Annotated in this window: 21 protein-coding genes; 10 read left to right on the plus strand and 11 right to left on the minus strand. The window is 59.4% G+C overall.

Annotated elements, in window-relative coordinates; all coding sequences use genetic code 11:
• Positions 1-240 precede the first annotated feature (240 nt).
• Positions 241-1,608, plus strand: a complete 1,368-nt coding sequence (locus CHU71_RS08370) for a dicarboxylate/amino acid:cation symporter (protein WP_147760774.1) — start codon at positions 241-243, stop codon at positions 1,606-1,608.
• Positions 1,609-1,747: 139 nt separating this feature from the next.
• Here the strand turns inward: CHU71_RS08370 and CHU71_RS08375 are convergent, their stop codons facing one another.
• From CHU71_RS08375 to CHU71_RS08405, 7 genes are all read right to left on the minus strand, one after another.
• Positions 1,748-2,389 carry a pentapeptide repeat-containing protein gene (locus CHU71_RS08375; protein ID WP_100087663.1) on the minus strand — a complete coding sequence of 214 codons (642 nt, stop codon included), beginning with the start codon at positions 2,387-2,389 and terminating at the stop codon, positions 1,748-1,750.
• A gap of 197 nt (positions 2,390-2,586) precedes the next feature.
• The gene (locus CHU71_RS08380) at positions 2,587-3,054 is read right to left on the minus strand and encodes a hypothetical protein (RefSeq protein WP_147760775.1); all 468 of its coding nucleotides are present in this window, start codon (positions 3,052-3,054) and stop codon (positions 2,587-2,589) included.
• Complete coding sequence (locus CHU71_RS08385) at positions 3,054-3,728, minus strand: hypothetical protein (protein ID WP_147760776.1); 675 nt, start codon at positions 3,726-3,728, stop codon at positions 3,054-3,056. The genes CHU71_RS08380 and CHU71_RS08385 overlap by 1 nt, the downstream gene beginning before the upstream one ends.
• A 158-nt stretch (positions 3,729-3,886) precedes the next feature.
• Complete coding sequence (locus tag CHU71_RS08390) at positions 3,887-5,005, minus strand: MFS transporter (protein ID WP_147760777.1); 1,119 nt, start codon at positions 5,003-5,005, stop codon at positions 3,887-3,889.
• 37 nt (positions 5,006-5,042) lie between these two features.
• Positions 5,043-6,116 (minus strand): GTP-binding protein, encoded by a 1,074-nt coding sequence (locus CHU71_RS08395; protein WP_147760778.1) that lies wholly within the window; start codon positions 6,114-6,116, stop codon positions 5,043-5,045.
• A 43-nt stretch (positions 6,117-6,159) separates the two neighbouring features.
• A complete protein-coding gene (locus CHU71_RS08400) occupies positions 6,160-7,494 on the minus strand; it encodes a D-arabinono-1,4-lactone oxidase (protein WP_147760779.1) in 1,335 nt (444 codons plus the stop codon).
• Complete coding sequence (locus CHU71_RS08405) at positions 7,491-8,675, minus strand: alanine racemase (protein WP_147760780.1); 1,185 nt, start codon at positions 8,673-8,675, stop codon at positions 7,491-7,493. Before CHU71_RS08405 ends, CHU71_RS08400 begins: the two co-directional genes overlap by 4 nt.
• Before the next feature lie 72 nt (positions 8,676-8,747).
• Here CHU71_RS08405 and CHU71_RS08410 point away from each other — a divergent pair, with 72 nt between their 5' ends.
• Positions 8,748-10,295: a succinic semialdehyde dehydrogenase gene (locus CHU71_RS08410; RefSeq protein ID WP_147760781.1), complete on the plus strand. Its 1,548-nt coding sequence runs from the start codon at positions 8,748-8,750 to the stop codon at positions 10,293-10,295.
• Between the two features lie 58 nt (positions 10,296-10,353).
• On the opposite strand, the gene CHU71_RS08415 is transcribed toward CHU71_RS08410, so the two are convergent.
• Both CHU71_RS08415 and ychF read right to left on the minus strand, forming a co-directional pair.
• Entirely contained in the window at positions 10,354-11,262 is a 909-nt protein-coding gene (locus CHU71_RS08415) for a cation diffusion facilitator family transporter (protein ID WP_005531810.1), read from the minus strand.
• Between the two features lie 282 nt (positions 11,263-11,544).
• The gene (gene ychF / locus CHU71_RS08420) at positions 11,545-12,630 is read right to left on the minus strand and encodes a redox-regulated ATPase YchF (protein WP_005529923.1); all 1,086 of its coding nucleotides are present in this window, start codon (positions 12,628-12,630) and stop codon (positions 11,545-11,547) included.
• Between the two features lie 77 nt (positions 12,631-12,707).
• On the opposite strand from ychF, the gene CHU71_RS08425 reads away from it, so the two are divergent.
• The 3 genes from CHU71_RS08425 to CHU71_RS08435 all read left to right on the plus strand — a co-directional run bounded on the left by CHU71_RS08425 (position 12,708) and on the right by CHU71_RS08435 (position 16,198).
• Positions 12,708-14,207 (plus strand): AI-2E family transporter, encoded by a 1,500-nt coding sequence (locus CHU71_RS08425; protein ID WP_114976133.1) that lies wholly within the window; start codon positions 12,708-12,710, stop codon positions 14,205-14,207.
• 36 nt (positions 14,208-14,243) lie between these two features.
• On the plus strand, positions 14,244-15,317 hold the full coding sequence (locus CHU71_RS08430; RefSeq protein WP_147760782.1) for a DNA recombination protein RmuC: 1,074 nt from the start codon (positions 14,244-14,246) through the stop codon (positions 15,315-15,317).
• Positions 15,318-15,394: 77 nt separating this feature from the next.
• A complete protein-coding gene (locus tag CHU71_RS08435; RefSeq protein WP_147760783.1) occupies positions 15,395-16,198 on the plus strand; it encodes a DUF6542 domain-containing protein in 804 nt (267 codons plus the stop codon).
• A 107-nt stretch (positions 16,199-16,305) separates the two neighbouring features.
• Here the strand turns inward: CHU71_RS08435 and CHU71_RS08440 are convergent, their stop codons facing one another.
• A complete protein-coding gene (locus CHU71_RS08440) occupies positions 16,306-17,277 on the minus strand; it encodes a 4-hydroxy-3-methylbut-2-enyl diphosphate reductase (protein ID WP_147760784.1) in 972 nt (323 codons plus the stop codon).
• Positions 17,278-17,483: 206 nt separating this feature from the next.
• Here CHU71_RS08440 and xseA point away from each other — a divergent pair, with 206 nt between their 5' ends.
• The 3 genes from xseA to CHU71_RS08455 all read left to right on the plus strand — a co-directional run bounded on the left by xseA (position 17,484) and on the right by CHU71_RS08455 (position 19,492).
• On the plus strand, positions 17,484-18,725 hold the full coding sequence (gene xseA, locus CHU71_RS08445) for an exodeoxyribonuclease VII large subunit (RefSeq protein ID WP_114976131.1): 1,242 nt from the start codon (positions 17,484-17,486) through the stop codon (positions 18,723-18,725).
• A gap of 84 nt (positions 18,726-18,809) precedes the next feature.
• On the plus strand, positions 18,810-19,130 hold the full coding sequence (locus CHU71_RS08450) for an exodeoxyribonuclease VII small subunit (protein WP_049152256.1): 321 nt from the start codon (positions 18,810-18,812) through the stop codon (positions 19,128-19,130).
• On the plus strand, positions 19,130-19,492 hold the full coding sequence (locus CHU71_RS08455) for a hypothetical protein (protein ID WP_114976130.1): 363 nt from the start codon (positions 19,130-19,132) through the stop codon (positions 19,490-19,492). Before CHU71_RS08450 ends, CHU71_RS08455 begins: the two co-directional genes overlap by 1 nt.
• Here CHU71_RS08455 and CHU71_RS08460 read toward each other — a convergent pair.
• Complete coding sequence (locus CHU71_RS08460; protein WP_005529938.1) at positions 19,485-20,105, minus strand: DUF4245 domain-containing protein; 621 nt, start codon at positions 20,103-20,105, stop codon at positions 19,485-19,487. The genes CHU71_RS08455 and CHU71_RS08460 overlap by 8 nt on opposite strands.
• A 243-nt stretch (positions 20,106-20,348) precedes the next feature.
• Between CHU71_RS08460 and glpX the strand changes: the two genes are divergently transcribed.
• A complete protein-coding gene (gene glpX / locus CHU71_RS08465; RefSeq protein ID WP_147760785.1) occupies positions 20,349-21,362 on the plus strand; it encodes a class II fructose-bisphosphatase in 1,014 nt (337 codons plus the stop codon).
• A gap of 286 nt (positions 21,363-21,648) precedes the next feature.
• A complete protein-coding gene (locus tag CHU71_RS08470; protein ID WP_147760786.1) occupies positions 21,649-23,049 on the plus strand; it encodes a class II fumarate hydratase in 1,401 nt (466 codons plus the stop codon).
• Positions 23,050-23,099 lie beyond the last annotated feature (50 nt).

The following is a 23,099-nucleotide window of genomic DNA, read 5'->3' on the forward strand; positions in this document are numbered from 1 at the left end:
CTTTCAAATCACCCGCACCACCACGCGGCCCGAAGGTTGACGGAGCGCCCCTTGCATGCCCCGGGCGCCCCAACCATGAGCCCGAGCCCACAATAGTTGCACGGGAATTTATAAACGTCGTACAGTGTTGATGTGATTAGTGAACCGATCAGTCCATAATCGATGGACTAGACAGTTCAAATACATACAAAGTTGTCTACAACGCCAAACTCGCACAAGCTCGTAGTAAAAGGAATTTTCGTGTCTCAACCACAAACGCAATCACGGAAACTGCCCAGCTGGGTAACCGGCTTCGGCGCCCAGGTCATTGCGGGCCTCATCATCGGCCTGATCCTGGGATTTATCGCTTCCAAAATGGACGCTGGCCTGACTGCCGACGATGAAAAGGGCTCCTGGCTCACCCAGACCCTCACCGGCGTGGGCAGCGCTTATGTCCAGCTACTCAAGGTAATGGTGCCGCCACTGATCTTCGCGGCCGTTGTTACCTCCGTGGCAAACCTCCGCAAGGTTGCCAACGCCGCATCGCTCGCGATTTCCACCTTGGTGTGGTTCGCAATTACCGCCTTCTTCTCCGTAATCAGCGGCATCGTCGTTGCCCTCGTGCTGCGCCCTGGCGTTGGTACCACTGTCGATGCAGCGAGCGCAGCGGAACCGTCCCACGTCGGTTCGTGGACGGCCTTCCTGCAGCAGCTCATCCCCTCGAACTTCATCGGTATGAAGGCTTCCTTCGACGAGGGCGAGGTTTCCCTGGGCTTCGGCGCCCTTCAGCTGTTGGTTATCTCCCTGGCGTTGGGCATTGCCGCCGTGAAGGCCGGCAAGGCAGCCGACCCATTCCTGCGCTTTACCGAGTCCTTCCTGAAGGTCATCCAGGTTGTTCTGTGGTGGATCATCCGCCTGGCGCCGATTGGCACCGCAGCCCTCATCGGTAAGGCAGTGGCCACCTACGGCTGGGACGCACTGGGTTCCCTGGGCAAGTTCGTGCTCGCGATGTACGTGGGTCTCGCACTCGTCATCGGCGTGGTTTACCCGGCAGTTCTTGCCTTCAACAAGATTCCGGTCATAGGCTTTTACAAGCGCGTCTGGCCAGTGTTCTCCTTGGGATTTGTCACTCGTTCCTCCATGGGCGTTATGCCGGTGACCGAGCGCTACACCGAGCAGGCCATGGGCGTTCCGCGCGAGTACGCTTCCTTCGCCATCCCGCTGGGTGCTACCACAAAGATGGATGGCTGCGCCTCGGTCTACCCTGCTATCGCCGCCATCTTCATCGCTCAGTTCTACAACATTGACCTGACTCTGACGCAGTACCTACTCATCATCTTCGTCTCCGTCATCGGCTCTGCTGCTACCGCGGGCACCACCGGTGCAACCGTCATGCTCACGCTGACCCTGTCCACCCTGGGTCTGCCGCTCGCCGGCGTTGGTCTGCTGCTGGCAATCGAGCCAATCATCGACATGGGCCGCACTGCAGTCAACGTCACGGGCCAAGCACTGTGCGCCACCATCGTGGCCAAGCGCGCGGGCATCCAGGAACAAAAAGTCTGGGACGCTGCCGAGAACGGCGTCTCCGACCTCATGGAAACCAAGGATCGCGAGTCCGTCAACGCCTAAGAAACTTAGGCATTAACGCAGGAAGACACCTCACCAAGTGGGGTGTCTTCTTCGTTTTGCTTCGGTTACTCTCGGTGTCGGTCGGACTCGGTCGGACTCGGTCGGTGCCGGTCGGCGGCGGTCGGCGGTGGGCTGTGCGCTAGTCGACGATCGCCCCCAGAAAGGCCGCCATGGCAGGTGCCAGGTGGATGGCCTGTGCGTTAGTGAGTACCGCGCCTTTGAGGGAGCCCACACCAGAGATAGCGTCGAAGTCGAGGCCGCGGAAGTCCACGTCTTTCATCCGCGCCGCATCCACCCGCAGAGTCCGCGCGCGGCAGCCCCGGAAGGCCACGCGTTGGGCCTGCGCCTGGGACAAATCGACTTCGTCGAATACGCAGTCTTCAAAGAGGACATCCCGCAATGTTCCACCGGAATGGTTAGTCCAGGCGAATTTGCACCCGCTGAACTTCACCGAAAAGAGGTCCGCTTCGGCGAAGTCTGCAGCGCCAAAGCGGGAATCAGCCACCTCGACGTCGCGAAGCACGGTGCGCGCCATCCTCCATCCCGGCGCATCGAGGCCGGTCAGCTCGCACTCGGTGAAAGTGGATGAGGAAAGGTCGATTCCGTCGAGTGAGGAATCAGCAACCATGCACCCAGTCAGTGACATCCCTTGAAGGTTGCGCTCAAACTCGCCGGAGAACCACTCGTTTTCAAACACTCCCCTCGCGTCCAGTCCCAGGCCTTCCCGCACTTCCAGGTGCAATGAAGATAGTTGGGGCGCTTGGACGATCCGGCGAGTCACTGCTTACTTCCTTTGGGTCGTGTTTTATTCATTTACGCGTTGCGTTCTATAGGCGCAAGCTTACGCAGCACCAACTCCGGCAACCACGAACGTGCCCCGATTGTGCGGGCGAAGTTACGTATTCCACACCTGTGTGGCACCCACGTGGCCCGCCAATGCTGCGCTAACCAGCAGTGCAACTGCAGCGACGCGGAGGCTCACAAAGTCGCAGGATCGACTGGGACGCTGATCGATTGTGCAGGAAGATAAGGGCGCAACAAGGCTAGGAGGCCAAAGTGGCGCTTGTTGAGCAGTGGATTGAACAGGCTTCGTGCGCTGATCTGAAGGTCCGGCTCAACAGTCAGCAACGCTTGGTACACCGGCCACTGCTCCTCTTCCGACGCTAGGGAGCGAACCAAATGAACCCAGACGGTTTCGCCAAAGCGATTGACAGCGTTGGGATCGGCGCCTGCAGCGATGAGCTTTTCAATGACTGGGGCGTCCTGCGCGCAGAGCTCTGGGTTGTCCGCCAGCTCCGGCAGCAGCTTGATTGGCGGTGCCCAACCGAACTCAAGCATCGCCGTGAGTGCCTCAACTCTTTCGGCAGTGTCACGGACACGCGATGCATCGAAGAATACGGCTTCCGGGTCATGGCTCGCCCAGTCGATAGTGTCAACGAAAGTCATTACTGTGCCTCCTGGAGTTGAATCACGAGCCAATCGGGAATCCATTCCGCGGTGCGCGGGAAAGTCTCTATGTCGGCCACCCACTGCTGCGGGCTAGGTTGTACCGACCACGCCGGGCGGTAAGCAAAGTTAGGTCTGAGGACAAAACCGTTAGGTCCTGGCTTACCGTGCAGCGAGAGCCACGCTCCACGGGGATCGTCTTTGCAGTAGCGGGCATCCAAGAATTCGGCACGCTTGCCTGCTGGCAGTTCCCCGCTGACCTCGTAGATTTCGCCGCATGCACGAAGTACGAACTCTGGCAGGTCGGCGTCGATGGTGCCGTAGTAAGGCCCCTCTTGGTAATTAACAGGCACGGCAGGAGCAACGCCGTATTTTTCTTCGGCCCACTGACGCGCGGATTCGAGTTGAGTGCGGGCCTGGGGACGCAGCTCATCCACCTCTTGCGCGGAAAGGCTCTTGCCATCGATGATGATGCCATGTTCGGCAGGAGCGAAGTCGATGAGCTCTCTCATCGTCATCTGCAACTGTGCTCCCTCGAAAGGCGCGATGTCGAGGGTATGTGCCTCCAGATGCGGTAGCTTTTTGCGGCTGCGAATCTTGAGCCGGAGCGGACGCGGCTTTGCTAGCGCCACTCCGACCAGCGGGGCGAAATTGAAAGTATCGGGCTTTTCCATGGCAGTCTCCTGTCGCGTATAACTGCAAAGTCGTTGACCATGTGCCGCCTAGTGTAAATAACTACTGTGACGTCCGCCTGAGGAGTTTCCGCACTGAAGTTTCACGCTGCACAAAGCGCTAAGAAATGGCTGTGTTGCACCAGCCGCAGACCGAAGAGCTAAGCAGTGGCAGCCGTAACGTGCACTGTTTCGCCGTATGCGCGCCGACCATGCACGAAGTAGTACAGCACCGTCGCCAAGGCCACGGTTGCGGCAAGCACCCAATACATAGCGGAGTAGCCCAGCGCAGAAATCAGCATGCCCAAGACCACGGGGCCAAAGCCTATTCCGATGTCGAGGAGTAAGAAGAGCGTCGAAATACCCGCGCCCATCTCGTGCGGAGCCACGAGGCGCACGGCCACCGCTTGCGCCGCCGGCATGATGGAGCCATAGCCCAAGCCAACCAAAGCACCCGCGATGACGACCTCCCAGTCAGCTACTGCGATAGCAAGCACCACGAGACCAATCATGAACGAAGCGAGCGCACCGTAGAAGATGACGTTATCGCCGTGGCGGTCTTGGACACGGCCCAAGACAAAGCGCATCGCGAGGCTGACAATCGCATAGGCAATGAAGAAGAAGCTGGCGCCCGTCGCCAGGTCGGACGCGTCAGCATAAGCGTTGAGGTACGTGATGATGCCTGCATAAGCAACGCCGATGAGAAGCATGAAGAAGCCAAAGGGTGCGACCGCCGGGTGGACGATGTTGGCCAGGCTAAAGGTCACGCTGGGGCGCTCCTGCGTAGGAATCTTGAGTGCCAGTGCCAAAGCCACGGCACATACCGTGAGGCTGAGCACCACAACGAAGATGGTGTTGTAGCCACTCGCACCGACAATGTCCAGCCCTGCCGCCGGACCAAAAGCGGTGGCAAGAGTAGTTCCCAAGGCAAAGTAGCCCGTGCCCTCAGCACGGCGATGGTCAGGAATGACGGACTGCGCCACGGCCATGACGGCAGTCGACGCCACCGCATAACCCAGGCCGTGAATGATGCGCACGACGATAAGCAGCACCAACGAGTGCGCAACAAAATACGCGGCACACGCCACGGTCACGAGAACCATCGAGACCAAGAGGGATTTTTTACGACCTGCCGCATCAACTAGATATCCCGAGAACAGTCGCGCAATGGTCGCACCGACCACGAAGGAGCTGGAGGCAAAGCCGCCCGCTGTGTCTGATGCACCAAACTGTTGCACCGCATACAAAGCCATGATCGTCACCAACAGGTAAAAGACCATAAATCGGCGCTATCAGGCCCTTAATCGGCGCATGGCACTAGCTGGGCAGCAGAGCGGCTACCTCGGCGTCGGAAAGCACTGCGTCCTCGAAGTTACGCAGCGTCTCCTCCGCATTGAACTCCACACCGATGAGCACGACCTCAGAGCCCGGCGTCACTCCATTGGAGGCCCACAGTGAGGCCGGCTGGATCTGCAGGTTAGGGCCCGCCTGCTGCCAGGCATGGGCCACGCGCAAGTCCGTGTCGATCCAGCAATACCCCTTGGAGCGAACCAGCCCGGTACTCGCGCGCAGCGCCTTGAGCAGTCGCTCACGATTGAACGGTCTATCGGAGCGAAATACCACGGAGGAGATGCCATACTCCTCGGTCTCCGGGGTGTGAGGGTTGGCGAGCTCTTCCGCGTAGCCGTGATAGGCCGCAGCCGTGGAGAGGTTGTAGAGGCCGGCATCCAGGATGAGCTCCGTAGCGATGACGCCATTGGTCACGGGAACTACCTTGCAACGGGTGTTCATCGCCTTGACCGTGGCGATGACGCGCTCGGTCTCGGCAGGTTCGACGAGATCGGTCTTGGTGATGAGGATGAGATCGGCAAACTCCACCTGGTCCACGAGGAGATCAGCGATTGTCCGATCGTCTTGCGGGGTGGCCTCGATGCCCTGCGAAACGAGGCTGCGGCCCCGCCGGAGCTGGTCCATGAACGTGGAAGCATCAACCAAAGAAACCATAGTGTCAATGTTCGCGTAGTCCTGCAGCTTGAATCCGTCTTCAAATTCCCACTCAAAAGTGGCGGCAACCGGCATCGGCTCGGAGATGCCGGTCGACTCAATGATGATCTGGTCATACTTGCCCGATTGCGCGAGGCGGGCAACGGACTCTACGAGATCCTCACGCAGGGTGCAACAGATGCAGCCGTTGGACAGCTCCACGAAACGGTCTTCGCCGCGTTCGAGGTGGCCCTCCCCTGCAACGAGCGCCGCGTCGATGTTGACCTCGGAGAAGTCGTTAACAATGACGGCTAGTTTGCGGCCTTGTCGGTTAGCCAGCAGGTGGTTGAGCAGCGTGGTCTTGCCGCTGCCCAGGAATCCAGAAAGAGCAGTCACGGGTGTAGTCATTCCGCAAATGATAATGGTTTTCATTTATGGGAACAACTACGCTCTAACCGAAGACCCTCCGCGTGTAATCAGAACCAAAGTGCCACTGCGGGTCCAGTTCCTCACGCAGGGCACAGAACTCGTCGAAGCGCGGATACAGCGCGGAGAAGTCTGCCCGCGTCAAGGTGTTCAGCTTGCCCCAGTGCGGGCGGCCGCCGACATCCTTCAGAATGGGTTCCACCTTTGGCATGTATTCGTATGGGTTTTTGAAACGCGGGACGTGGAACGCGATGTACATCGACTCGCGGCCGTTGGCGGTAGACAGCGCGACGTCGTCAGGTGCCGTGGTGCGCAGCTCCAGCGGGAAAGCAATCTGCCAGCCCTGTGCATCAATAAAACGTCGGATCTCTCGCACCGCTTCAGGCCCGTCCGCCAACGGCACTGCGTACTCCATCTCATGGAAACGCACGCGACGCGGCGAAACAAAGACCTCGTGCGCGCTCGCGCGGTAGCGATTGTGCGAAATCACCGAGGTAGCAAACTTATTGAAGGACGGGATAGTCTGCGGCACCATGCGCCCAATACCTAATAGCGCCGCATAGGCGCCGTTGCCCAAGACCTCATCGTCCACGAACTGCTTAATCTTGGAGCGCTGCGCCGTCTTGCCGCCCGGCGTTGGCTCGCCAGGCGCAAGACGCGTATTGCGCTTGGTCATTGCCGCCTGCGTGTGCGGGAACCAGTAGCACTCAAAGTGGTCGACTTCGCGGGAGTAGGCCTCGAAGTTATCGAGGATGTCGTCGATGTCCCCGCCCGATTCATCCGCAAGCAGGTCGAAGGCGTCGACGCATTGCATCTCAACCTCAACCACAACGCCGAGCGCACCAATGCTGACCACGACGAGCCTGAGCTGTTCCGGGTCCTCATCGAGGGAGAAGCTGCGCAGTTGACCGGCGGCGTCGACAAGCCTAAGGCCCGTGACCGTACCCGCGAAACCGGTGAAACCAATACCTGTGCCGTGGGTTGACGTAGAGATCGCGCCCGCCAGCGACTGCGGATCAACATCACCCTGGTTAGCCAAAGCCAAGCCAAATGGACGCAGCAAACGCGGCACATCACGCAGGCGGGTTCCCGCCAGGAATCGCACGCGCTTACGCTTCCTGTCCACACTAACGATGCCGCTTAAGTAGTCCAGGTTCATCATCACGTCATCACTGGCTGCCACCGGTGTGAAGGAATGTCCCGCGCCGACGGTGCGCACGCTGCCCACGCGCTGCACTGCCTGGGATACCTCCTCAATTGACCGTGGCTGCAGAAACTCCTGCGGGTTGGTGCGCACGGAGCCCGACCAGTTACTAAAGCCTTTATTCTTGGCACCACGTGCGCCGATTAACTTGCTCATCTGAAGGTCCAGCCCTCTCCGCGATAGGTATCCCAATCTTTAACGTTGTTGTTCTCGTCCACTGCCAGCAGCCCGTCGAGGTGCTCGGTCATCTCGCCAGCCTTGGCGTGGCGGAACCACACGAGGTCCTCCACGCACAGGTCGTTAGCAGCCGGGCCATGCAGCGGTGACTGCACCTCGCCGGCGCCCTCCATGCCGGAGTACTTCAGGCCCTTTGGCCACACCGGCACGGGAACGCGGTCCTTGGCAGGCGGACCGGAGGCAATCCAGCCACCCGAGTTGACGGTGGCCCATCCCGGCGCGGGCAGGCGCGAGACCTCGCAGCAGAAGAACGCCGCCGCCTTGTGGTTGATGCCAGTGAACTGATCGAAGATGGCCGGGGTGTAGAAACCCGAGCCGGCAGCCAGCTCAGTCAGGGTTCCCTCCGCTGCAGATTCTTGGAGGCTGCCCGTGCCGCCGCCGTTGACGAACTCAAGGTCAGCATGGGCGCGTGCTGCCGCGATGCACTCGCGACGCCGCGGCGCGAGATCCTCCATAGATTTAGTGCGCAGCCAGCGCTTCACCGCGCCTACCGGCCCCTTCTCCCCGTCTGCTACAGAGGCCACCTGGCCTTCGTAGGCCATCATGCCCACCAGGCGAAGATCCCGTTTGAGAATCTCGCGGGCTAGCTGGTCCACCTGCTCAGGAGTGCGGATGGGTGAGCGCCGCGGACCGATGACCGCGCCGGGCAGGTGCAAGGTGCAGTCAATGTCGATGGCCACTCGCATGCCCGGCGCGAGGAGGTCGAGCAACTCCACGGAGTCCACCATGACCGTAATCGCTTCCCGTGCACCAGCGTCGGCACCTAACCACGCCAAGGCCGGACGGTGAACGCTGGGATAAGCCACGACGATATCGCGAAACCCCTCCTCGTAGAGGTGCAATGCCTCGGGAACGCTAAAACCCAGGATTCCCTGGTAGCCGTCGTGCTCGAAAGCCCGGCGCAACGCGGCGACACTGCGCAACGACTTTGACGCCACGCGGATGGGAAGCCCACCCGCACGCGCCAGCATTTGTTCCGCGTTGAAGTCGAAGGCGGCAATGTCAATGACGCCAAGAGGGGCAGCCACCTCGCCGGCCCTGACGAGTGGCGCGATAGTTTCCCGGAGCTGCGGGCTCGGAATTTTTGAAAGCGTAGCCATGAAGCCATGTTACTCACACCCACACCAAGTTTGCGATACATATCACAAAAGATTTCTGGCACTATAGACCCCATGAAAACCTTCACTAATGCTCATCTCCCGCCGCGCATCTCTGATTTCCTGGCCACTAACCCGGCAGGCGACGTGCGAGGTTCCGGCGATCAACACACAGCACTCATGCCGTTTACGGGTGAAGAGCTTTTCTCCTTCCCCACGGCCACGCCCGAGGACGTCGCCGCTGCCGTCACCACCGCACGGGCCGGGGTGGGCCACGGCAATCGCGGGCGCGTACTGCTCAAACTCCACGACCTAATCCGGAAACATGAAGAGCTCATCCTCGACCTCATTCAGGCTGAGAACGGCAAGTCCCGCTCGCACGCCTACGACGAGGTGATGGACCTCTATAACTGCGCGCGCTTTTATGGCGTGAACATACGCAAGGCCTTTGGCTCGGCGCGCCATCCCGGCGCGTTGCCGGTGCTCACCAAGACGCGCACCCAGCACTATCCGCTGGGCGTCGTGGGGCTCATCTCCCCGTGGAACTATCCGCTTTCCTTGGGCGTGGGCGACGTGCTGGCGGCGCTTTCTGCTGGCAACTCTGTGGTTCACAAGCCTGATTCCCAGACCACGCTGACGGCAATCTTGGTCCGCCGGCTGGCGATTGAGGCCGGCCTTCCGGAGGCTGCCTGGCAGCTAGTTCCGGGCAACGGCGCGGAGGTGGGCGACGCCTTGGTCCCCCTCGTCGACGGTCTTTCCTTTACTGGTTCCACCAAGGTGGGCAAGTCCATTGCTGCCCAGGCGGCCGGACGTCTCATCCCCACAATGTTGGAGCTCGGCGGTAAGAATCCAATGCTGGTGCTTGACGACGCCCCCCTTGAGCCCACCGCTCGCGGCGCCGTGCGCACGGCCTTCTCGTCCTCGGGTCAACTGTGCATGTCCGCCGAACGTGCCTACGTGCACACAGACATTTATGAGGACTTCCTCGTTGCGCTTACGAAAGCCCTCGACGAACAGAGACTGGGCGCGGCGTTCTCCGATGCCGCAACTATCGGCTCCCTGACTTCGCAAAAGCAGCTCGAGACCGTCCAAGCCCATGTGCGCGATGCTGTGGACAAGGGCGCAACCATTGTCTACGGCGGAAAGCATCGCCCGGAACTCGGTCCGTTTTTCTTTGAGCCCACGGTGCTCACTGGGGTAACGCAGGAAATGGAGCTCTTCGCTAACGAGACCTTCGGCCCAGTGTTGGCTGTGTACGAGGTCGATTCTGATGCTGCTGCCATCCACGCAGCAAATGACACGAACTACGGCCTATGCGCCTCAGTGTGGTCGGGCAGCTCCCGCCACGGCTGGGAGGTTGCTTCCCAGTTAGAAGCGGGCATGGTCAATATCAACGAGGGCTTTGCCGCAGCATATGGTTCTATTGCCGCGCCGGGTGGCGGCGTAAAGGAGTCCGGCCTCAATCACCGCCACGGTATTACCGGCATGCGCCTGTGGGCAAATGAGCGCACCGTAGCCGAGCAAAAGCTGCACCCGCTGGCGCCCTCGGAGCTACTGCCGCCGCAGCGCTTCCAGAAGCTCATCACCACGGGCATGGCGGCCATGAAGGCGCTGCGCCTGTAGCAGCATGCCTGTGGGCTATGGAAAACGGTATGGCCGTGGCTAGCCTGCGTGAACCCGCTTAAGGCATGCGCAAGATGCGGCGATGCACCGTGCCGGCGGGCTCGACGTGGATGAACACTTCGGCGCCTGGGAAAAGCTCGTCGATGTTGTCCTCGATGCGATCCGCGATGTCGTGGGCCGCAAGAACTGTCCACTCACCAGGCACGTCCATGGTGAGATAGACCAAGCGCTGGCGGCCCGATGCGATGGTACGCCGCGACGTGAACAACACGCCGAATTCTTCCTCAAGCTCAGTAAGTCGCGCATCAAGCTCAGCGTGCTCTTCCTTGGGCAGGGACTCGGAAAGCAGGCTACTCAAGGATTCTTTGAGCAGCTTGTAACCGGTCCACAGGATATTGATGCCCACTGCAAAAGCGACGATCGGATCGAGCCACAGCCAGTCCGTCAGGGCAACCAGCGCGATGCCCACGAGGACGCCAACAGAAGTCCACACGTCAGTCAGCACGTGATGGCCGTCGGCTCGAAGCGTTGCCGAACGATATTTCTTGCCCGCTTTCAGCAACACCAGACCGACAGCCAGATTAAGAACCGAAGCTAGCGTCGAAAGCGCCAGACCAATGCCTGGCTGTTCCAAGGGCTGGGGGTTGAGCAAGCGCAATGCAGAGGTATAAATGATGAGTGCTGCGGCGACAAAGATCATCGCACCCTCTACCAACGCGGAAACATACTCGGCCTTGCCGTGGCCGAATTGATGGTTCGCGTCAGCCGGCTTCGCGGCAATACGAAGGGCGATGAAGCCCACGACTGCGGCAACGAGGTTGACTCCGGATTCCAAAGCGTCAGACAGGAAGCCGACGGAACCAGTAAGCATGGCCGCAAGGACCTTTAAGACAATGGTGAGAACAGCCGTCGCGATGGACAGCTTCATGAAACGCTCAAGCAGGAGCTGCTCGGAAGGGAGTGCCATACAGATACCTTCGGTTAGTCGGCGTGACACGGCCATCCGTATGCGGTTTGGGGAGGACCGGTCAACGTAGGAGCTACGGACCGAAGGTCTCGCTCACTCACGAATTTCGCAAGCTGGGTGGCCGGGCGCATAGGCACCAGTATGTCGACCATCCATCCGCCGCCATGGGGGCCGCGGAGGAGCTACTCACCTTCAGGAATTTTAGGTTAGCAAGCCGCCGAGTTGCCAACAACTCGGCGGCTCAAGCAATGCTGAGACTACAGTTTTAATCTCAGGCGAGCGCTAGCCACCAATCTTGAAGTCGCAGACGTCGCCGTCCTGCATGATGTAGTCCTTGCCCTCTTGGCGGACCTTGCCCTCGGCGCGGGCCTCGGCCATGGTGCCAGCGGCGTCGAGGTCATCAAAGGAAACGATTTCGGCCTTGATGAACTTCTTCTCAAAGTCGGTGTGGATTACCCCCGCAGCCTGCGGAGCAGCCGAACCCTGCTTGATGGTCCAAGCGCGGGCTTCCTTCGGACCAGCAGTCAGGTAGGTCTGCAGGCCGAGCGTTGCAAAACCTGCTTTAGCCAGAGTTGCCAGGCCAGGCTCGGTCTGGCCGACGGACTCGAGGAGCTCCATCGCTTCGTCCTCGTCGAGCTCAAGCAGCTCGGTCTCAGTCTGGGCATCGAGGAACACGCACTCCGCTGGGGCAACGAGCTCGGCGAGCTCGGCCTTCTTCGCGTCGTCGGTAAGCACTGCTTCATCAGAGTTGAAGACGTACAGGAACGGCTTCGAAGTCATCAAGTGCAGCTCACGCACGAGAGCGAGGTCGATTTCGCCGTTCTTGGAAGCAGCGAACAAGGTACGGTCATCCTCTAGGATTTCCTGCGCCTTCTTGGTGGCCTCGACGGTCTCAGCCAGATCCTTGTTCTTGCGTGCTTCCTTCTCCAGTCGCGGCAGAGCCTTCTCGATGGTCTGCAGATCAGCCAGAATCAGCTCGGTGTTGATCACAGAGATGTCGTGCGCTGGGTCAACCTTGCCATCAACGTGGATGACATTGTCATCAGAGAAAGCGCGAACCACCTGGCAGATCGCATCTGCCTCACGGATGTTAGCAAGGAAGGCGTTGCCCATGCCCTCGCCCTTGGATGCGCCTTCCACGATGCCGGCGATGTCCACGAAGGACACGGTCGCAGGCAGGATGCGCTCGGAGCTAAAGATCTCCGCCAAGCGGTTGAGGCGATGATCCGGCAGCTCGACGAGGCCAACGTTCGGCTCAATCGTGGCGAACGGGTAGTTGGCCGCCAAAATGTCGGAACGGGTCAGGGCATTAAACAGCGTGGACTTGCCAACGTTAGGCAGGCCGACGATTCCAAGTGTAAGACTCACAGGGGCAATCCTAACGCACGAAGAGTTTTTTCAGGCAAGATGGTGGGGTGAGTTCTCAATCGCCTTCCTCATCATCCATGCCGCCTTCTGGACACAAGTCTGATCTGGACCAAGCTGGGCTTGGCGATCGTTTCGATGGTTCCGTCGACGCGACATCGCTTGACGACGTCTCCCCTCACCCACCGGGAGATCAGGTCGACCGTTCCGTCGTCGTCGGCGAGGTCATCAAGTCGACCTCGCTGTGGGCTCTACGCCTTTTTGTTATTTGTGTATTCCTCTATGCGCTATTCCGCATGGCTGGAAACTTCTGGCGCGGCATCCTGCCGATTCTGTTGGCACTCATCATCTGTACTGTGCTCGCACCTGTCGCAGGATGGCTACGGCGCCATCACGTACCGAGTTCACTTGCCGCTGTACTGACTATCCTCGTTTCCTTCAGCGGGTTGGGCGCGCTTTTCCTTTTCATTGCACCTAACTTTGTGCGCCAATCACAGACGCTGTATCTGCAGACCGCAAACGGTATCCAGGCTCTTCGCTTGTGGGTACAACAGCCACCGTTGAACCTTGACGAGGATGAGATCGGAACCTACATCGACGAGATCGCCCTGTGGGCACAGAAGCAGGCAGGCTCCATCGCCGGCTCCGTCTTTAACGGCATCGGCCAGGCCACTTCCATGATTGTCACATTGATGGTGGTCCTGGTCCTCACGTTCTTCTTCCTCAAGGACGGCCACCGCTTTCTGCCCTGGCTGCGCGAAGCCACGGGGCGCCGCACCGGCTGGCACCTCACCGAGCTTTTGACCCGCGGTTGGAACACCTTGGGCGGCTTCGTCCGCGCGCAGGCTCTCGTATCGCTAGTAGATGCCGTCTTCATCGGCATCGGCCTCGCGATTATTGGCGTTCCGCTCGCGCTGACATTGGCCATCATCACGTTTATCGCAGGCTTCATTCCTTTTGTCGGCGCCATCGTGGCCGGCGCCCTGTCCGTGACGATTGCACTGGTCTCGCTGGGAGTCACGAAGGCGTTGCTCGTCCTTCTTCTGGTCTTGGTGGTCCAGCAACTTGAGGGAAACGTGCTTTCCCCATGGCTGCAGTCCAAGGCCATGAACCTACACCCAGTGGTGGTCTTAACCTCCGTCACCGTGGGTTCTGCACTCTTCAATCTCGTAGGTGCATTCCTGGCGGTACCGGCCGCTGCCATGTTCGCGGTTGCCTACCGCTATTTCCAAGACATGATGAAGCTGAAATCCGGAGAGAAAACCGCCGAAGAACTGCACTTTGCTACCGTCGCCGGCTTCCTCATCGGTCGCTACACCCAGGAGCAGGGCGAACATAAGCGCGCCGAGTGGCTGACAATGCCGGATCACAAGGCCCCCAATGCGGCACCTGCCGACGTCGCCCACGAAGGCGTGGGAGACAGGCTCGACGACGCAGTCAACATGGATGCCCAACCCAATAACGTCGGTGACGAGGAGGCCCCTGCATCGCGCGGTGCCCGCGCCCACGTTGTTCGAGGTAGCGTCCAGCGAGCAATGTCCCGTTTCGAACACTTGTTGCATCCAGACAAGAAGGATTAAACCGGGATGTCCTGAGCACGTGCAAGGGTGGTGAGCATGTCTACTGCCTTGCCCGTGCTTTTGTTGTTTTTCGGCGTCATCCTGGGAGCCATCCTCGGATGGTTGGCACGCGCATATAGCTCTAGCTCATCCCAGCCTTCTGCCGAACACCGCGCCCTCCAGGAATCACAGCGCCGCCAGGCAGAGCTTGCCCCGCTGGAAAAGGCGATGGATAGGTTGGGCTACCAGCTGCAGGAGCTCGAGGAAAACCGCGCCACGGAACTCGCAGCGTTGTCGAGTCAGGTCCAGGCTGTGACGCGTACTTCCACGAAGCTAACCGACAGAACCGACAAGCTGGTTGGCGCACTACGCTCGCCGAACGTGCGCGGCCGATGGGGAGAGATGCAGCTCGAGCGCGTGGTTGAAATCGGCGGCATGCTCAAGCACGTCGACTTTAATACGCAGGCCACGGCCCGAAGTCAAGGCGCCACGGTCCGCCCCGACCTAGTCATCCACCTCGCGGGTGGGCGCAGCGTCATCGTAGATGCCAAAGTCCCCTTCTCTTCCTATCTTGATGCCCTTGAAACCGAGGACCCGGAAGAGCATGCGGGCTATTTAAGACGCCACGCGCATCTGTTGCGCAATCACGTCCAGGCGCTGGCCCACCGCGACTACATCGAAGCCTTTTCTCCCACGCCGGAGTTCGTGGTGCTCTTTGTACCGGCGGATCCTTTCCTCGATGCCGCGCTGGGCGTCGACCCCGAGCTCTTGGAATTCGCCTTCGAGCGCAACATTGTCATCGCTACCCCGAGCACGCTCTTCGCGCTTTTACGCACTGTTGCTCTGGGCTGGCGCCACGAGGACCTCTCCGAAAAGGCCAGGGAAGTCCAGAGGCTTGGCAGCGAACTCTACTCCAGGCTGGGCACGCTCAACGAGCACTACAACAAGGTCGGCCGCAGCCTGGAAAAGGCAGTCGAAGCCTACAACTCGAGTTTGGGTTCCTTGGATTCTAGAGTCGGTGTCACCGCGCGCCGCTTGTATGAGCTAGAAATTCCTGCGCGCACCGACCGACGCCCCGTGGAACCCCAGCCAGTACAGGCCGAACCACGTCGGCCGCGTTTCGAGGATTAACTATTAGGCAATTAATTTCGCCACATTCGGCCAAGAAAATACCGAAAGGGCCAGCAAAGCCTGTAGAATCGTCCGGCGTGTCACTTGCCAAAAATCGAAACCACCGAGCCAGACGTGAATCTGCCGCCGTGCACGGGCTAACGCTGCCCAAGGCCCTCCTTGGTCTGGTAGCTGCGTTAATCGTTGCAGCACTCATCACGATCGTCGTGGGTTCGATCGGCTGGCCATTTTTCGCCGTTTTCACGCTCGGCGCACTCGCCATGACTTTCTTGGTCAACCCCCGCGGGTTGTATCTCTTGGTGATCAGCATCCCCTTGCTGTTTACGGTGGCCATTGTTTCGACATCGTGGATTTTGGCCGTGCAAGCGGCACCGGAAGGGGCCTCCCCATTCTCCACTACCTCCCTTTTGACCACAGCTTTCCCATTCCTCCAGCGCTTTCCGTGGCTGATCATCGTCTTCCTTCTGTGTGCTCTCCTTGCCGTCTTTAGGCTGTGGAACAGCAAGAACAATGCCAAGTCACGCAACGTCAAAGCCCAGGTTGCCCGCCGCGCTCAACAAAAGGCAGATAGACGCAATCGTGATGAGCGACTTTCCGTTGCGGAACTCATCGCCCGTGATAAGAAGGCGAAAGAAACAGCTCGTCAGCGCACCGGACGCCTCCGGGAAATGGACCGCGAAGAGCGCCGTCGCCAGCAAGCAGTCGAGCGCGAGGCTCGCGAGCGAGCTGCGAGCGTTAGCTCGGCAGAATACGACGACTCCGATTTCGCCCCGCGTCGCCCGGATCCGCAGCGCCGCGCAGGCGACGTCGACAAGCAGCCTGCTAAAGAGCCCAAGGCCAAGCCAGCTTCTCCCCTCGACGAGAACCTCTACGAGGACTAGATTCTGCCGCGAAGCAAGAGACAGAGAAAGACCCGACTCCCCCTCCTTGACTGGAGATGAAAGTCGGGTCTTTCAGTGCCTTTAGCGCGGTATCTAAGTTTCCGGCCTTAAGCCTTAGCGCCTTGTGCAGTACGTGCTGGGCGCAGCTCACGCGGCAGGGAGAACTGAATGGTCTCCGTGGACGTCGTAACCTGCTCGACGTTGGAGTAGCCGCGCTCGTCGAGGAACTCGAGGACCTCGCGCACAAGCAGCTCAGGTACGGAAGCGCCACAGGTAACGCCTACGGTCTCCACGCCTTCCAGCCATGCCTCGTCAATCTCGCTCGCGAAGTCAACGAGGTAGGAAGTCTTGGAGCCTGCCTCCAAGGCAACCTCGACGAGACGCACAGAGTTAGAAGAGTTCTTGGAGCCCACGACGATCATCAGATCGCACTTCGGAGCGATATTCTTCACCGACTGCTGACGGTTCTGGGTGGCGTAGCAAATATCGTCTGAAGGCGGGTTCTCCAAGTGCGGGAAACGCTCGCGCAGCTGGTTGACGATGGTGATGGTCTCATCCACCGAAAGCGTGGTCTGGGACAGCCAGATGAGCTTTTCTTCTTGGAGGAAATCAGGCAGCTTGGCGACGCCCTCTACACCATCAACGAGGTGCGTTACCTCAGGTGCTTCACCGGCGGTGCCTTCGACCTCCTCGTGGCCCTCGTGCCCCACGAGCAGGATGTGGTAGCCGTCGCGGTGGAAACGACGTGCCTCGTTATGCACCTTGGTCACCAGCGGGCAGGTAGCATCGAGCGTGAGCTGCTTACGGCCCTCAGCCTCAGCACGCACGGCAGGCGCGATGCCGTGAGCAGAGAAAACCAGGTGTGCACCCTCCGGTGCTTCGGAGGCTTCTTCGACGAAGATGACGCCGCGCTTGGCCAGGGATTCCACAACGTAGCGGTTGTGGACGATCTGCTTGCGGACATAAATTGGGGCGCCGTACTTCTCCAGCGCCTTCTCCACCGTCTCAACTGCGCGATCGACGCCAGCGCAGTAGCCGCGCGGTGCCGCCAGGAGAACGTTCTTGCCAGTCTCAGTCATGGCCTCCAGAGTATCTAAAAGTCGTAGAAAACAGTAGATTGGGTGGCCTATCCTCGCCCTGCGAGAGAGTGTGAGGAGTACAGCACGAGTACTGCACAGCAGGGCGTGACCGGTAAATACGCCCGAGCTCGCAGCCCCGGGCGGTCACGTGTCCGGCAAGGGCAATAGACTATGAGGCATTCAACGCTGTGCAGAAAGGCTGCTTTGTGAATCAACCGGCAAACTCCCCGGAGACGCCCTGGCCCGTTGGCAAGGTCAATGACCAAGTCAAGGGCTGGATTGAGCGTCTCGGTTTTCTTTGGGTAGAAGGCCAACTGACCCAGGTAAACGTCAAACGCTCATGGAAGCTTTCTTATCTGACGTTGCGCGACGTCGAACAAGAAAAGTCCGTGCAATTAACCTGCCCCACGGACATGGTGCTGAAGATGCCCACGCCGCTCAAAGATGGCGATCGAGTAGTGGTCTACGGTAAGCCAGCTTTCTACGCTGGACGCGGTTCGTTCTCCCTGTGGACTACTGAGATCCGTCACGTTGGGGTGGGTGATCTCTTGGCCCGCATTGAGATGCTGCGCCAGCAGCTTGCAAAGGAAGGTCTTTTTGATCCTTCCCGCAAGCTGCCGCTTCCCTATCTTCCGCACAAGGTCGGTCTGATTACCGGGCGCGGTTCTGCGGCCGAACGCGACGTCTTGGCAGTGGCCAAGGACAGGTGGCCGGCCGTTCAATTCCGCGTCATCAACACCGCGGTGCAGGGTGCCAATACGGTGCCGCAGGTGATCGATGCTCTCCAGACTCTCGATGCTGACCCAGAAGTCGATGTCATCATCATCGCGCGTGGCGGCGGCTCGGTAGAAGACCTCCTCCCCTTCTCCGAGGAAGCCCTGCAGCGTGCGGTGGCATCCGCTCAGACCCCAGTGGTCTCAGCCATTGGGCACGAGCCAGACAACCCAGTGCTGGACAACATCGCAGACTTGCGCGCCGCCACGCCTACCGACGCCGCCAAGCGCGTCGTCCCTTCCGTCGCTGAGGAGTACGCCTTGATCGATGAGGCACGCTCCCGCATAGCAGCGGCCCTGCGTGGCTGGGTTGAGCGGGAAAGACGCGGTCTGGAAAACATTCGCTCCCGCCCAGTTCTGGCAGACCCAATGACGCCGATCAATGCTCGCCGTGAGGAGCTGGAGCGTTCCCGTGCATTGATAAATCGCGACATCCGCTACCTGCTGGATAAAGAAACAAATCGCATCGCAGCCTTGCGCGCGCAGGTTTCGGCGCTTGGCCCCTCAGCCACCTTGGAGCGCGGTTACTCAATCGTGCAGGTAGTCCCCCGGGATGGCTCAGGTCCTGAGGTTGTTACTTCTTATGAGCAATCGCCTCCAGGATCGCAGCTGCGCATTAGGGTTGGTGACGGTTCCATCACCGCGGCGGCCATGGCAGCTAAGCCCGCGGACTAAGCAACTAGCCATAGTTTCAAACCAAGACAGCAACCCAAGACAGCTACGAAAAACACAACCACAAGATAGAAGTTAGAGGGAAATATGAATGACACCATCGGTTCCGGCACCCCGGGCCAAGATGCTTTTCCGCCAGTAGAGCAACTCTCCTACGAGCAGGCTCGTGACGAGCTCATCGAGACCGTAAAGATCCTGGAGCTCGGCCAGATGGGGCTCGATGAATCACTGAAGTACTGGGAGCGCGGCGAGGCTTTGGCCAAGGCCTGCGAGGCGCACCTTGATGGTGCAGCGCGCCGCGTCGAACAAGCCCTGGGCCGTGTAGACGCAGAGTCGGAGCCTGGGGAATCGCCAGCAGCCGGCTCCCCAGACGAGTCTCTTGAAGAAAACCCCAAGGATGAGTTCTAATGCAGATTTACGGCTACCCAGGTGACCGCGTCGATTTCGTATCCAAGTCAGGTTCCGCAGGTTCGCTCCTGTTCGGGGATCCCCGCAACCTCGCAGAGGAATTTTTCGGCACGCCGCACACTGCGTCCGAAGATGAAATCTCTTACTTCTCCGGGTCCATCGTCTTAAACTTTAGCGAGGACAAGCTGCGCTCGGTAACCATCCATCCGCAGAAGTCGAAGCGCGAACGCGTCGATGTCTACTTAGCCAAGACCCGTTTGAGCGGTTTAGACGAAGAAACCCTCGCACAGGCAGTGGAAACTGCTGGCGAGGGCGTCACTACCAGCTACGAAGAGCAGCTGGAATCTGTCACTTTTAGTTAGTTGGTGCAGGTAACCCAGACGGAGCGCTCTCGGCGCTTCCGTCTTCGCTGTGATGAAGCACTGGGGCTTCGGCAAATGCCTTGAGCGCTGTCTCGTAGTCGGCGTCTGCGGCAGAGCCAGAAAGGATCAGTCGGGCATCGCCTAGGTCCGCAATCCACAGCGGCCGCACGTCCGCGTCTTCGCTCTCTAGAACCTTAACCTTGAGACCGGCGACTTCTCGCTCGGACTGCTCCGCACGGTAGTTAGAGTCATAACCCTTTTCAGCTTCCTCAGCAGAAACCTTGGTCTGAGTCGACTCAATGTAGCCCTCGTCAGCAGTCAACCAACTGACAACCGCCGCGTTTTCACCAGCGACAGCGGACCTACGGGCCGCGGTTGGTGACCAGCCCTCCGGCATCTTCGGCTCACGAATCACCGAACCGGTTGCACGCGCTTCCATCTCCAAAAAGGTCTTGGCGTCCACGTTTTGGATTGGGCCAGGCTTGGTCTCTGGGTTGATGGTGCACAAACCGGTTGCTCCCACAACCAGAAGCATCGCGATGACGGTCACTCCCAAAGACAAGATGATGTCTTTGGCGCCCTCAAAAATTTTGGGTTTCTCTTCAGCTGCCACGCAGACCAGTATTCCATGCACACTGTTGCGTAACGAAAAGCCGCGTACTTAAAGAAGAATCACACACTCTCGAAAACCGATATGCAGCAAGTTTCCTATTCAGTTGCCCCCGGATCGGGCAAAAGCCCTCTTTCGGGGGCACAAAGCGGACTACAAATCGATGCAAAAGTGCAAGAATAGAAAGGAGTGCCCTGGAAGCTCCCAGCGGCCGCAAGAAAAATGAATGGAAGGCAGCCTAAACACATGTCCGAAAACACTTCTTTCATGCCAGATCGCAACCTTGCAATGGAGCTGGTTCGCGTCACCGAGGCCGCAGCGTTGGCCTCCGGCCGCTGGGTCGGCCGTGGCAAGAAGAATGAGGGCGACGGCGCAGCTGTGGATGCAATGCGCAAGCTCATCAACTCCGTTGCCATGAACGGCGTTGTTGTCATCGGTGAGGGCGAAAAGGACGAAGCTCCGATGCTCTTCAACGGCGAAGAGGTTGGTACCGGCGAGGGCGCAGCCATGGACATCGCGGTTGACCCAGTTGACGGAACCCGCCTGATGGCGGAAGGCCGCCCGAACGCCATTTCCGTTATTGCTGCCGCCGAGCGCGGCACGATGTACGACCCATCCGCAGTCTTCTACATGAAAAAGATTGCCGTCGGCCCTGCAGGCGTGGGTTCTATCGACATCAACGAGTCCGTCGAGTGGAACATCAACTCGGTGGCCAAGAAACTCGGCATCAAGCCGGCTGACCTGACGGTTGTGGTCCTTGACCGTCCACGCCACGAGCAGCTCATCAGCGATATTCGCGCAGCTGGCGCAAAGGTCCGTCTCATCATGGATGGCGACGTCGCAGGCGCCATCGCCACCTGCCAGGACTCCAACTCCATCGACCTGATGATGGGTATCGGCGGCACCCCAGAGGGCATCATCACCGCATGCGCAATGAAGTGCATGGGCGGCGAAATCCAGGGCAAGCTGTGGCCTAAGGATGAGGCCGAAGCGGAAAAGGCTCGCAAGGCCGGTCACGACCTCGACCGCGTCCTTAAGACCGATGATCTGGTTTCTTCTGATAACTGCTACTTCGCGGCAACCGGTGTTACCAACGGTGACATGCTCCGCGGCGTCTCCTACCGTGCAAATGGCGCAAGCACCCGTTCGTTGGTCATGCGCTCCAAGTCCGGCACCATTCGTTACATCGATTCCGTTCACAAGCTGGCTAAGCTGCAGGAATACTCCGTTGTTGATTACTCCAACGCGGCCGACGCCTAAGCCTTAGCGGCAAAAGTCCTGCGGATTTTCTCCGGAAGACTCTTGCTGATGCACGCCTAACTTTTGGGGGCGTGCATCTTGCACATTTGCGCGCTTTTTAGTCCATACTGGATGAAGTGAAGCGTGCCGCCCACACCACGCACCGTGCCGGGCAACACAATTCTGCTAAATCGTATTCCGCATCCACTACTTGCAGATTCGTTCGATCCTCTTCGACGTCTGGAAGCTGTGGTGCGGACAGCTAAATAAACATCTTTATTCAACACATTCTATTGAGGTGGATTTCATGACTGAGTACCGCATTGAACACGACACCATGGGTGAAGTGAAGGTTCCTGTTGACGCTTTGTGGCGTGCACAGACCCAGCGTGCTGTAGAGAACTTCCCGATTTCTGGCCGCGGCCTTGAGACTGCGCAGATTCGCGCCCTCGGCCTGCTCAAGGCAGCCTGCGCCCAGGTCAACAAGGACTCCGGCGCGCTCGATGCAGAGAAGGCTGATGCCATCATCGCTGCCGCAAAGGAAATCGCTGAGGGCAAGCACAACGAGGCTTTCCCGATCGACGTCTTCCAGACCGGTTCTGGTACCTCCTCCAACATGAACACCAACGAGGTTATCGCTTCCATCGCCCACAACAACGGCGTGGAGATTCACCCGAATGACCACGTGAACATGGGCCAGTCCTCCAACGACACCTTCCCAACTGCTACCCACGTGGCAGCTACCGAGGCCGCAGTCAACGACCTCATCCCGGGTCTGAAGGTTCTGCATGCATCTCTTACCGCGAAGGCAAAGCAGTTCGCGGACGTCGTTAAGTCCGGCCGCACCCACCTGATGGATGCAACCCCAATTACCTTGGGCCAGGAATTCGGTGGCTACGCTCGCCAGATTGAGCTCGGCATCGAGCGCATCGAAGCTACCCTGCCTCGCCTAGGCGAGCTGGCTATCGGTGGTACCGCAACCGGCACCGGCCTGAACACCTCCGCTGACTTCGGCGCAAAGGTAACCGAAGAGCTCAAGAAGCTCACCGGTGTCCAGGAGCTCAAGGAAGCTGAGAACCACTTCGAGGCACAGGCGGCTCGCGACGCCCTCGTTGAGTTCTCCGGCGCAATGCGCACCGTTGCAGTCTCCCTCAACAAGATTGCTAACGACATCCGCCTGATGGGCTCCGGCCCTCTGACCGGTCTCGCTGAGATCCACCTCAAGGATCTGCAGCCGGGCTCCTCCATCATGCCGGGTAAGGTCAACCCTGTTCTGTGTGAGGCTGCCACCATGGTTTCAGCACAGGTTATCGGTAACGACGCAGCCGTCGCTTTCGGTGGCGCTAACGGCCACTTCGAGCTCAACGTCTTCATCCCAGTAATGGCTCGTAACGTACTCGAGTCCTCCCGCCTGCTGGCCAACGTCTCCCGCGTCTTCGCCGAGAAGTGCGTCGATGGCATCGAGGCTAACGAGGAGCGCATGAAGAAGTTCGCTGAGTCCTCCACCTCCATCGTTACCCCGCTGAACTCCAAGATTGGCTACGAAAACGCAGCCAAGGCAGCTAAGCACGCCCTGCACGAGAAGATGACCGTGCGTGAAGCTGTCATCGACTTGGGCTTCGTAGACGGTGAGAACCTCACCGAGGCTGAGCTGGATGAGCGCCTCAACGTTCTGTCCATGACCAACCGCGAGCGTGACCGCTTCTAAAGCCATGACTTAGCACCGCGCTAAGACCACTAAGACCAAAGCCTTCCTTC

It is taken from the genome of Corynebacterium sp. LK14 (genome assembly GCF_008042215.1).
Classification (GTDB): domain Bacteria; phylum Actinomycetota; class Actinomycetes; order Mycobacteriales; family Mycobacteriaceae; genus Corynebacterium; species Corynebacterium striatum.